The organism is Streptomyces sp. NPDC001922 (genome assembly GCF_042891165.1).
Classification (GTDB): Bacteria; Actinomycetota; Actinomycetes; order Streptomycetales; family Streptomycetaceae; genus Streptomyces.
Map to the genome: position 1 here is coordinate 1 of NZ_JBIASV010000024.1, position 11882 is coordinate 11882.

Here is an 11882-nt window from a genome sequence, read left to right on the forward strand (position 1 = left end):
CCTGTGCCCGCACAGCGCGGTGAAGCAGGAAGCCCCCGGAAGGGTCAACCGACCCAGGCCGGAATCCCTGGACTTTAGGCCAGGGAGCACGTCAATCGTATCGGTACTTCAGCGAGTCCGCCTCCGCCTGCTCGATGTCGGCGATCGTCAGCTCCGGCAATCGCAGTTGGGCCAGCGTCACCTCGGCCGAGGTCGGCTGGGCGTCCGCCGGCAACCACTGCTCCGGCTTCCAGGCCCCGCTGCGCAGCAGCGATTTGGGGCAGTGCGGGTAGACCTCCTCGATCCCGAGCACCAGCGCACTGGCCGGCGGCTTGCCCACGGCGGTCAGCTGCGACAGCAGCTCCGGGCGGGTGGAGACGACAGCCCGGCCGTTGACCCGCAGGGTGGTGGTCCGCCCGGGGATGATGAACAGTAACCCGGCCCGTCCGGTGGCGATGACGTTCTGCAGGGTGTCCAGACGCTTGTTGCCGGTCGCGTCCGGTATCGCCACCGTCCGTGTGTCCAGGACGGCGACGAACCCGGCGGGGCCGCCGCGCGGCGAGACGTCGCAGTTGCCCTCGGCATCCGCGCTGGCGACCAGGACAAGCGATGAGCATCCGATCAACCGCTGGGTGTGCTCGGTGAGTTCGGTCATCTGCTTGCGCACGGCCGCGTCGCTGGGGAGTTCGTAGGCCTGGCGCAGCGACTCCTGGTCGGGCACCGCGTCGAGGCGGAGCGAGTCGAAGGCACTGCCGGCAAGGGGTGTCGTCATGCCTCCGACCCTAACGAGCCGACCTGCGATTGATCTTGGCCGGTGGAGGCGGGGACATGGAGACGGCCGCGCAAGTTGTCTGGTGCGTGAAGATCAAACAGGCCCGCGCGGCCATGTCCCATCGTGCCTTCTGCGGGCTGTCGCGCCAGCATCTGGGCGAGTTGGCCGCAGAACTCGCCCCGCGCTGGGTGGCAGGCTGCGAGTCCGGCCGTCACGGGCGACGTGAGGGCGAACGTCGGCGGGGGCCGGGCCGAAGTACGAACTGGTCTTCACCGACCGGCTCCTGGTGACACTGGTCCATCTGCGGACCGGCTCACCCATGAGGCGTTCGGCGTGCTCTACGAGGTGGGGACTCTCCACGATCGGCCGGGCGATCCGGGAGTTCCGCCCGCTACTGGCGGACCGTGGGTTCGCCGTCCCCGACCGGCCCGGCATCCGGCTGCGGACCCTGGAGACGTGTTCGCCTATGCCGCGGCCGAGGACGTCACCGGCCCACCCGGCACAACCCGAGCACCGAGCTGGTGCACGTCCGCACCACGGCCTGCTGAACCACCCGCTTGCCGAATCCGCAGACCAACACGCCTCAAGATCAATCGCGGGTCAGCACGTCAGTAGTCGATGAAAGCGGTCGGGGTGGACTGGCCGGTGCCGTGCCCCGACCACAGCGCAGGCCGAACCAGGCATCCCCGCAGCCCGGACGGCCACCGGCCGCTCCCGTGGTGCACGATGGGACGGTAGGTGAGCGGGTGATGCCCAGTGATGACGCTGCAACGGCTTCTCGGTTCCGTCGGACCGGCCGTGCTCTCCGGGGTCTGCGTCCCCGACGGCTCCTCGGTTCCCCTGGGCGACGTGGTGATCGCCGAGCCGGACGGCGGGTTCGACCTGCGGGCCGGGGACGTCGTCCTCGGGGTGAACCTGACCGACCGGGCCCAGGCCCTGCGGCTGCTGGCGCACTGCGGCCGGCGGTCCGCGTCCGCGCTGCTGCTCAAGGCACCGGCCGCGGCCGACGGCGAGGTGATCGCCGCGGCGGACGCCGCCGGGGTCGCGCTGGTCGAGGTCGAGCAGCAGGCGGGCTGGGCACAGGTCGTGTCGCTGGTGCGCGCGGTGCTCGACAGCGACAGCTCCGCGGACTCCGTACCGGGGCTCGGCGGCGCCGAGGCGGGAGACCTCTTCGGGCTGGCGGACGCGATCGCCGCCGTCATTGATGCCCCGGTCACCATCGAGGACCGCAACTCGCGGGTCCTGGCCTACTCCACCCGGCAGGAGCGCGGCGACGAGGCACGAGTGGCGACGATCATGGGCCGCAGCGTCCCCGACGAGGTCCAGGACCGGTTCCGGCGCCAGGGGGTGTTCCGCAGGATCGCCCAGGACACCGGCGCCATCTACGTACCCGAGCTCGTCGAGGGGACCAAGCCGCGGCTCGTCGTGCCGGTGCACGCCGGAGGCGATGTGCTCGGCTCGATCTGGGCCATCGTGCCCGGCCCCGTCTCCGCCGAACGGGCCGAGGCGTTCGCCGCCACCGCTGCCACGGCCGCCCTGCACCTGCTGCGCCGCCGGGCCGGAGCCGACGTCGAACGTCTGGTGCTGACCGACATGGTCGCCACCGTGCTGCACGGCCAGGAGGGGGCGGCCGACGCGGCGCGCCGCCTCGGGCTCTCCGCCGGGCCGTGGCGGGTGGTCGGCGTGGGCGTGCGCTGCGAGGACGACGACGAGGCCGAGCGGCAGCGGCTGACGGCGTGGGAACGGATGTCCCGGTTCCGCGCCTCCCGTCTGCGGTCCCCGGCAGCGGTGATCGGCGGCGTGGTCTACGGGATCGTCCCCGCCGAGCTGGTGGGTCCGACCGCCGACAGCGGGGGCGGCTGGCTGCGGCAGCTCCGTGACGCCACCGGCCGTCCGGCGCCGTTGGTCGCCGTGGGCGGCCTCGCGTCGACGGTGCCCGGCCTCGCCCGCTCCCGGGAGCAGGCCGACGACACCCTCGACCTGCTGCGGACCGGCCTGGTCGACGGAGAGCAGGCGGTGCACGACGAGGTGTGGGCCACCGTCGTCCTCCGCCATGTGGCGCGGTCCGCCGCGGCGGCGCGGATCGCCGGGATCGGCCCCCTGAACCGGCTGGTCGAGCACGACCGGGAGCACGGCACGAGCTGTGTGCCGACGCTGCGGGCCTGGCTCCAGGAGATGGGCGACCCGCGGGCGGCGGCCGCCCGGCTGCACATCCACCCCAACACCCTCCGCCACCGGATGCGCCGGCTCCAGGAGGTCGTGGCGGTGCCGCTGGACGACCCCGAGGTGCGGACGGCGCTGCTGCTCCAGCTCACCGCCCGCCGGTACGGCGCCGACGGCGCTGCCGACGGGGGCGGTGCGGGCAGCGCCGTCGGCGGGGAGGCCCCGGCTGACGGCCCCGACCGGGCCGACCGGGCGGACCGGGCCGAGGGGGCCGACCGAGCGGAGAGGGCCGCCCCCGGAACCCCGGCCGGCGAGGACGCCTGACGGCCGCACGCCCGGCCAGGGGGACCGCACGCCCGGGCGCCCCGGCCAGGGGGACCCGGGCACGCCCCGGCATCCCCGCGCCCGCATCCCCGCGCCCGCATCCCCGCGTGCTCGTACGCCGTACGCCGTGCGCCCACCAGACTCCGGCAGGCCTCCGCCACCGACGCCGCGGCCGGTTCTGCCGTCCCGCCGTTCCGTCCGTCCCGCCGTTCCGCCCGTCTCCCCTTCCGCCCGTCCCCTGTTCCGCCGTCCCCGTTGTGCCCCGCCCACCGTCCGAGGCCCGCGGACGGTGCCGATCGGACAATGACGGCCCGGTCCCCGCTCGCGACCATGGCTGCATGCGCAGTCGGGGCCGGTCTGAACCTCCCCCCCCCTCGGCCCCGGCTGTGACATCTCCCGGCAGGGCGTCCGGGAGGTGCCTGCGGGCACACTTCGCCGCTGCCGGTCGGCCGACCCCTCCTCCCGGCAGGGGTACGCGCCGTCCGCCGGGGTCACCGCCCACGGCGGACGGCGCCGCCCGCGCACGGCATCCGCGCCGCCGCCCCGCGGACGCGCCGCGACGGAGCGGACGGCCCCGGCCCGAGCGGGCCACGCACACACCACGGAAGGACCACCCCACATGACCCTCGGCACGCCCCGCGCGGACGGGACCGCCGACCGCGGAGCAACGACGGACCACGCCGGCCGCTCACCGCAGCTCCCGGCAGATGACCGGGTCGCGAGCCCCGGAGTCCCCGGTGGACCCGACGGCTCGGGCGCCGCACCGGTCCGTTTCGGGGTATCGGCGCCGCACACCGAGGCGCTGATCGACCTCACGGCGATCGAGGGCAACGCGCGCCGGCTGCGGGAACTGGCCGGGCCCGCCGAGGTGATGGCCGTGGTCAAGGCCGACGGCTACGGCCACGGCATGCTCGAATCCGCCCGCGCGGCCCGGGCCGGCGGCGCCACCTGGATCGGCGTCGCCGCGCTCCGCGAAGCCCTCGCCCTGCGCCAGGGCGGCCTCCCGGGCCGGCTGCTCGCCTGGCTGCTGACCCCGGGGGACGACTGGGACGCCGCGCTCACCGCGGACATCGATGTGTCGGCCGGCGCCACCTGGGCGGTCGAGGCGGTGTCGCGGGCCGCGCGCAGCACCGGACGCACCGCCCGGGTCCACCTCAAGGTCGACACGGGCCTCGGCCGCGGCGGCCCGGGCCCCGACGGCTGGCCCGCCCTGGTGAACGTCGCGGCGCGCGCCGAAGCGGCCGGCTGCATCCAGGTCGTCGGCATCTGGTCGCACCTCGCCCGCGCCGACGAGCCCGGCCACCCCGACTGTGACGCCCAACTGGCGAACTTCCAGGTGGCGGTGGCGCTCGCGCGGCAGGCGGGACTGCGCCCCGAGGTGCTGCACCTGGCCAACTCGGCCGCCACGCTCACCCTCCCGGAGGCCCACTTCGACCTCGTCCGCCCCGGGCTGGCCCTCTACGGCCTGAGCCCGGTCGCGGACCGCGCCGCCCCCGCCGACTTCGGGCTGCGGCCGGCGATGACGCTCACCGCGCCGCTGGCGTCCGTCAAGCGGGTGCCCGCCGACCACGGGGTCTCCTACGGCCACCGCTACCGCACCCCCCGCGCCACCGCACTCGGCCTGGTGCCGCTCGGCTACGCCGACGGCATCCCGCGGCACGCGTCGGGCACCGGGCCGGTCCTGGTCGGCGGGGAGCGGTACACGGTGGCGGGCACGGTCTGCATGGACCAGTTCGTCGTCGACCTCGGCGAGTCCGCCGCCGAACCGGGAGACGAGGTCGTCCTGTTCGGCCCCGGTGACCGCGGCGAGCCCGGCGCGGAGGACTGGGCCCGCGCCGCGGGCAGCATCTCCCACGAGATCGTCGCCCGCATCGGCTCCCGCGTGCCACGCCGCTACGTGGGCGGGACTGCGGGCGCCGACTGAGCCTCGCCTGCCCCCTGCCCCCTGCCCCCTGCCCCTGCCCCTGCCCTCTGCCCCTCCGCCCCTGCCGCCCCGCACCACAACGCGGGTCGGCCGGCACGGCGCTCACCGTCGCACCCGGAGCCGACCGGGTCGTCGGGGCCTCGGTCCGGAAGGGTGGCGCGTCCTGACGCGGGCCGTGACACCAGGCGGGGGCTCAGCTCCCCGGCCCGCCCCCACCGAACGGGACCATCCCGCCGGTGGGGACAGGCCGGACGGTCGCCGGTGAGGACGGACCCGGAGCCGATGCCGGAACGCGGCCGGGTGCGTCGGAGCGAGTCGCGAGGATCAGAGCGACGCCGCGGGCAGCGCGATCCGCGCGGCCGAGGTGCCCAGCCCTGCCGGGATGCCGAGCCGCAGCCCCGGCCGGAACTGGCGGCGCAGCTCCGGCTCCCCGTACCGCAGACAACCCTGATGCCAGGTCAGGATCCCGGCAAGCCAGTTCTCCAGCTCCTTCACATACCCGTCCAGGATGCCGCGCGCCTCCGGGCCCAGATCGAAGTCGTCGTACAGCACCGGGAGTTCGTGGGCCGCGACGTGCTGGAACTGCCGCATGCGGGAGGTCATCAGGTCCTGCACGATCGCGACGGCCGTCGGGTAGTCGCAGTCGAAGAAGTTCTGGACGACGAGCACCCCGTTGTGGACCTCGCCCTCGAACTCGATCTCCTTCTGGTAGGAGAAGAGGTCGTTCAGCAGGCAGGCGTAGTCGACGGCGGCGTTCTCCAGTGACTTCATGGGACCGCTCCGGTAGATCTCCGGTGGGATCCGCCGCCCGTGGCCCAGCCGGCACAGGGCCATCGTCAGGTCCGCGCCGAAGGTCATCCGGCGCATCTCGATGTAGTCGACCGGGTCCGGAATCCGGTGCTGTGCCTGGTTGGCCAGCTCCCACAGCCAGCTCGCGGTCATGGTCTCGACCGAGGTGCGGAACGTCCTGCGCGCCTCCGGCTCCATCGGGCCCGCCGTACGGGACCACAGGTCGGCCAGCCCCCGTTCCAGGGCGTTCGCCGGTTCCGGGGCGGCGGACCCGTCCAGGGGCATGAACGCCGAGAGCCGGTCGCTGCACACCTTCGCCCCGGCCAGGTCACGCGTCCTGCCGAAGACCGCCGGGAAGTAGTCGTCCCCGTAGGTGCCCCAGGTCAGCCACTCCGACTCCAGGTCGAGCTCCTCGGGGGCCGCGTCCGGGTGGAGCCCCGCGGCACAGAGCGGGAAGTCGAAGCCGGCGAGCTTCTGCTCGTCCCAGATGTCGGAGCCGGGGACTCCCGGCTGCGCCCGGAGGATGCCCATCCGCTCCGCCCAGGCGACCACCTCCCGGCGGGCGGTGCTCAGATGGGGGCTGAGCGTCGTGGTGAACGGCATGTAGAGATCGGGGATCCGTGACGGTCCCACCCGCTGGTACGGGACATGGGTGAAGCTGCGGAACCGGTCGGCCCCGGTGAGGCCGCGCAGCGACGTGATGTCCGCGGCCGACGTGCCCAACCCGGTTGGTGCCAGCGCGAGTTGCCCGGGGGCCGGGTGAGCGGCCGGCGCCGCCGCTCCGCCGCCGTTCATGTAGCGGCTGGAGCGCATGTGCCACTCGTGGCCGCCCGACTGCCAGTCCTGGAGCCCCTTGACGTACGCCATGACGTCGGCGCAGGACGCCGGGTCCAGCCCGTGCTCGGCGAAGAGCGGACCGAGCTCGGTGAACACGGTGTTCTCGAACTGCTGGAGCCGCGAGGTGAGCAGGTCGTTGACGGAGTCCGCCGCCTGCTGGGTGGTGCAGTCCAGGAACGTCTCCAGGACCAGCACACCGTTGCTGAGCTCGCCCTCCTCCTCGGTCTCCCGCTGGTAGGAGAACAGGTCGTTCCGCAGGTGCACCCCGTCGGAGAAGGTGTCCTTGAGCACCCGCATCGGCCGTGAATCCGCGATCACCGCCGGGATCTCCGCCCCGACCGCGTGTTCCACCAGCCCCGCCGACCAGGGCGCCCCGCCGACCTTGCGGCGCATCTCGATGTACTCGACCGGGTTGGGGATGCGGTCCGCGTTGATGTTGGAGAGTTCCCAGAGCGACTCGTTGAGGAGGTTCTCGGTGCTCTCGGCGAACCGGGCCCGCCACTCCGGGGACATGCTGGGCACGGTCCGCGCCCACAGGTCCGCCAGCCCCGCCTCGACGGGGTTGACCGGCTCGGGGGTTCCGGCCGTCAGGTCCATCGGCATGAACAGTGGGAGCCGGTCGAGGTACTCCTTGCCGCCCTCCCGGTCCTGGGTGCGCTTGAAGGCCTCCAGGAAGTGGTCGTCGAAGAAGAACACCCACACGTACCAGTCGGTCACCAGGGAGAGTTCCGGGCCGTCGGCGTCCGGGTGGGTGTAGGCGCACAGCAGGGCGTAGTCGTGGGAGTCGAGGTCGTGCTCGTCCCAGATGCCCGACCCCTCCACCATCCCCATCCGGCGGGCCCACTCCTTGGAGTGCGTCCGCGCCGCCTCGACGTGCGGGTTGAGTCGTGCCGGATGCGGCAGGTAGAAGTCCGGCAGTTCGAAAGGCTGTGTCACGGTGCCCGGCTTTCTTCGTTCGTGGTACGTGCTGCGCGGTGCCGGGCGCTGGGGGATGCCCCGGCCGGACTGCGCGGTGCGCGGATCCGCACCGGCTCGCGTCCGCACGGCAGGTCTGCGCTCCCCCCCCCCTGACGCCGTGTCCCCTGACCGCGGGTCGAGCACTACCCCGGCCCCCGCACCACCATCCGGCCACCACAACAGTCATATGAGCGGAGGAAGTCGGGTGGGGGAGGGGGCGGGGTGCGCGATGGGGGAGTCGGAGGCCGGGAAGGGGCTGTCGGCGCGAACGGCTGCGCTGCGTACGCGGGGCGTGTGGCGTGTGGCCCGCGCCGTCCCGTCCGGCGATGCGCGGTCATGCTCGGGAGTGCACCGTCGCCCGACCGGGCGGGCCGCCATGGCTCCGCCACGCCCCGCTGTGGACCCGGGGCGCTACGGACCGGGTCCACACCCGGGGCGCTACGGACCGGGCGCTACGTTCCGAGGCGTTACGGACCTGCCCGGCGCGGAGGGGCATCGCGGATCCGGAGGTCCGGGAGCCCGGCCTCAGGGAGACGGGTCGGGGCTCACCGGGGCCTCCGTCGGCTGCTCCGAACGGCGTCCAGTCCTCACCGCGTGAAGTAGCCGACGATGTAGAACACGGCGAAGAGGACGACCACGATCATCACGACGATGATCGGTCCCTTGCCCCAGCCCCTGGCCGGGTTGTAGGTCTCGCGGGGGCCGGTGCCCGAGAGGTTGCCTTCGCCGGGCGGTGTCTCGCCGGGCGCGACGCCTCCGGGCTCCACTCGGGGGCCCCGGGGGTCCGGTTCGTTGTCGTTCATGGCTGCCGAGTGAGCCGTCTTCGCGATTTCACACCTCGAGATCGCCAGAAAAGGGACGGAGCGGGTGATCCGTTCGCGGGTGATCGGGTTTGGCCGGGCGGCGCCGCGGCACTCGTACCGTGCGTTCCTGTCTGAGCCTGCTCGAGGCAGGGTCGTAGGCGTCGGCCGGTTAGGAAAGCAGCCGTTCCGGCGCCGCCCTGTACGTCAGGCGGGCGCGGTGCAGTGCTGTACGGCCGTTCCGGCCCAGCCTCGACGGTCAGGCCGCTCCGGCGCAGGCGGCGCCCGCGTGGACGTGAGGCGTGCACGTGAGGACCGTCGGCGGGCAGCGGAGTCGGGTCTTCCGGACGGCAGTCGGGCAGTCGGACGGCAGTCGGGCAGTCGGACGGCAGTCGGGCCGTCGGACGGGGCGACCGGAACGGGCCTATGCCCCGCCTCTCGCGCGCCGTCCCCGGGCCCGCAGCACCGCGAAGCGCAGGGCGGTGCGCACCGGCTCCGGCGGGGGGACCCCTTGGGTGCCGGCGATGACCGCACGGGCGATGTCCCGGAGCTTGATGTTGGTGTGCTGGGAGGTGTCCCGCAGTACGGTCCAGGCTTCGTCGGCCGTGCACGAGGAGGTCGCCATCAGCACCCCGCGGGCCTGATCGATCACCGGGCGGGCCTGGATCGCCTGCTTGAGCTGGGCGTTCTCCTGGCGAAGCCGTTCCGATTCCGTCGCCTCGGACACCGGGCGCGCGGGAGCCTCCGTCCGCGGCGGCGTGGTGCCGGGTCCCGCGGCTGCCGGGGATGTCTCTCCGGGGGAGAGCGGCAGGGAGCCCGGGGTGGTGCGGTGTGCGTGGGCCGGGCGTGCCGTGGGCTCGGAACGATGCTTCATCTGCGGTTCTCCGTCCAGCAGAACTGCGCCCGGCAGCCGCCGGAGGGTACGGCCCCCCGTCCGGGGAGGGTCCCGGAACTCCACCGCGCGGGTGGAGCCTGACTGCCGCCTCGGAACTGCGGGCAGTGACCCTTCCGGCTCCTTCAGCGCTGCATGCCGGTATCCCAACGGTCCCATCCATCGCCTCGCCCGGCCACCTCCGGACCGCAGGGGCCGGGGGAGCCCGCCATATCCGGCCACGGGCACGGTCGGGGCCGTGGGGCGGTGTCCGGGGCGGCCGGCGGCTGCATGGTTACGGCACCGCCCCGATCGGGACGGTGACGGCGGCGGCTTCGGCCTCGGTTTCGGGTGTCACGGGAATCTCGGGTGTGCGGAACCAGTCGAGGAAGCCGAGGGCGGCTCCGGCGATGACCAGGTAGAGCAGGATGACGATGAGGGCCTGCGTGGTTCCGTGTCCGTCGAAGTAGATCGTGTTGCGGAGCAGGATGTACGCGTTGCGGGGCGGGAGGAAGGGGCCGATGTCGCGCCAGAAGGCCGGGAGGTACGCCACTCCGTTGGCTCCGCCGGAGGAGGGGTTGCCGAAGAGCATGATCACGATGACGGTCACGAGTGTTCCGGCTGCTCCGAGGAGCTTTTGCAGTACGGCGGCGGTGAGGGCGACCGCGGCGATGATGAGGGACAGGATGGGCCATACGATCCAGAACTTGTCCGTGGGGTATCCCTGGAGCCATGGGCCGACGATGAGGTTGATCACCATCCCGGCGACGATGGCGAACCCGGCGAGGATGAGTCCCCGCCACCGCCCGGTGGCCACTCCGGTCGCCGTCCTGAGCATCGTCGCACTCACGTAGCCACCGATGAGCAGCGGAACCAGCATCAGTGACACGACGAGGCCGAAGGGGTCTTTCTTCGCCAGTGGAGTGGGTACGTACTGCTCGATCTTGAGCGGTTGTCCGAGGCTCTTCGCGGCGGCCTGGAAGTGTGCCGCGAGGTCCAGGGGCGCGATGTCGCTCTTGGTGGGAACGACGATCAGGGTTCCCGTGGCCGGGACGAACCCTCCGTAGAGCTCGGCCTCGTCGATCGCCTTCTTCACGGCGGATTCACTCGGGTAGCGGGTGACCCTGAGCGAGAACTGCTTCTCGGCCTCGGTCAGGATCGGGGAGGTCCCGGTGGAGCCGAGGGCGAGGTTGCTCGCGGCGGGTGCGTGCGCGGAACTGATGTAGTTGGCTGTGAACAGGCATTGCATCACCGCGGCGATCGCCAGAGCCACGATGATCCGTACGACGTTCTTCGCGGCCGGGGACCTGGCTCCCGAGGTGTCCGTCTCCCCGGCGGACCGGGGCGCGTCAGGTACTGGCTCGGGGCGCCACCGTCCCAGGTATCCGATGACAGCCGCCCCGGCCAGGGCGTACGCGCCGAGGATGACGGCCGAGGTGGTGATGTTGTTTCCCTCGAAGTACAGGACGTTACGCGTCAGAGTGACGGCGCTCTGTGGCGGGAAGACGGCTCCGATGTGCTGCCAGTAGGAGGGCAGGAGGGACAGTCCGGACCCGCCGGCCGATGCTCCGCCCATCACGATGAACAGGAGCACCACCAACAGGGTGCCGAGGGCTCCGACGATGCGTTGGATGGCCGCGGACGCCAGGGCGACCGCTGCTGTGACGAGCCAGAAGCAGGGCAGCAGCGGCCAGAAGTGGCGGTTGGCGTAGGCGCCGATCCCTGGTCCGGCGATCAGGTCGGTCAGCAGGGCGCCGATCGCCGCGTAGCCGATCAGGATCGCGACACGCCAGGGCGCGGCCGCAGTCTTGCTGGCATTGAATACGAGAACGGCGGCCAGGTAGCCACCGATGAGCAGGGGCACCATGAGCAGTCCCGCGACGGCGCCGAGGGGATCGCTCCGCGGCAGCGGTTTGACCGTCCGTACGTCCACGTGCCTGCCGAGCTTCTTGGCGGCCTCGGCGAACGCCCCTTCGAGTTCGACGCGGGCGAAGAAGCTCTTGGCGGGAACCACGATCAACGTGTCGCTCTTCGCACCGGGGATGTACGCGCCGTAAGCCTTGCTCTGGTTGATCGCGTCGAGCGCGGCGGATTCGTTCGCGTAGCTGGTCGTTTCGAGCGACACCTCCGAGGTCACCGCGTTCACGACCTTCGAAGAGCCGGTCACCGCGAAGGGCATGTCGCGCGGAACCAGAAGCTGCAGGGCACTGATGAGGCAGAGCGCGAACAGGCTCTGCACGACGAGCACAACCCCGAGCGAGAGCAGGACCTTCTTCACCGTGCGCACGCCCTTGGGCCCATGCCGGACCGGCGCCACGGGCCGCGGGCAGCACGGCAACGCTCATGGCGGTGGGGGGGGGGGGGGGGCGGGGCCCCCCCCCCCGGGGCCCCCCGGCCCCCCCCCGGAAAGAAGAGCCGGAAGGGGGGGGCACCCCCCCCCACACACAGCGCGGCGGAGACGCCGGG

Annotated in this window: 7 protein-coding genes; 2 read left to right on the top strand and 5 right to left on the bottom strand. The window is 72.8% G+C overall.

From position 1 onward, the window contains the following. Nucleotides 1-91: 91 nt before the first annotated feature. A complete protein-coding gene (locus tag ACFYYR_RS31470; protein WP_388861247.1) occupies nt 92-751 on the bottom strand; it encodes an MSMEG_1061 family FMN-dependent PPOX-type flavoprotein in 660 nt (219 codons plus the stop codon). A 759-nt stretch (nt 752-1510) separates the two neighbouring features. On the opposite strand from ACFYYR_RS31470, the gene ACFYYR_RS31475 reads away from it, so the two are divergent. Both ACFYYR_RS31475 and alr read left to right on the top strand, forming a co-directional pair. Further along, complete coding sequence (locus ACFYYR_RS31475; RefSeq protein WP_388861250.1) at nt 1511-3238, top strand: PucR family transcriptional regulator; 1728 nt, start codon at nt 1511-1513, stop codon at nt 3236-3238. A gap of 619 nt (nt 3239-3857) precedes the next feature. Then, complete coding sequence (alr, locus tag ACFYYR_RS31480; RefSeq protein ID WP_388861253.1) at nt 3858-5162, top strand: alanine racemase; 1305 nt, start codon at nt 3858-3860, stop codon at nt 5160-5162. A 324-nt stretch (nt 5163-5486) separates the two neighbouring features. Here alr and ACFYYR_RS31485 read toward each other — a convergent pair whose 3' ends face one another. The 4 genes from ACFYYR_RS31485 to ACFYYR_RS31500 all read right to left on the bottom strand — a co-directional run bounded on the left by ACFYYR_RS31485 (nt 5487) and on the right by ACFYYR_RS31500 (nt 11703). Next, entirely contained in the window at nt 5487-7724 is a 2238-nt protein-coding gene (locus tag ACFYYR_RS31485) for a family 2 encapsulin nanocompartment cargo protein terpene cyclase (protein WP_388861256.1), read from the bottom strand. Between the two features lie 608 nt (nt 7725-8332). Then, nucleotides 8333-8548 carry a DUF6480 family protein gene (locus tag ACFYYR_RS31490; protein ID WP_388861259.1) on the bottom strand — a complete coding sequence of 72 codons (216 nt, stop codon included), beginning with the start codon at nt 8546-8548 and terminating at the stop codon, nt 8333-8335. Between the two features lie 421 nt (nt 8549-8969). After that, a complete protein-coding gene (locus tag ACFYYR_RS31495) occupies nt 8970-9419 on the bottom strand; it encodes an ANTAR domain-containing response regulator (protein ID WP_388861262.1) in 450 nt (149 codons plus the stop codon). A gap of 292 nt (nt 9420-9711) precedes the next feature. Beyond that, nucleotides 9712-11703: a hypothetical protein gene (locus ACFYYR_RS31500; RefSeq protein ID WP_388861264.1), complete on the bottom strand. Its 1992-nt coding sequence runs from the start codon at nt 11701-11703 to the stop codon at nt 9712-9714. Nucleotides 11704-11882 lie beyond the last annotated feature (179 nt).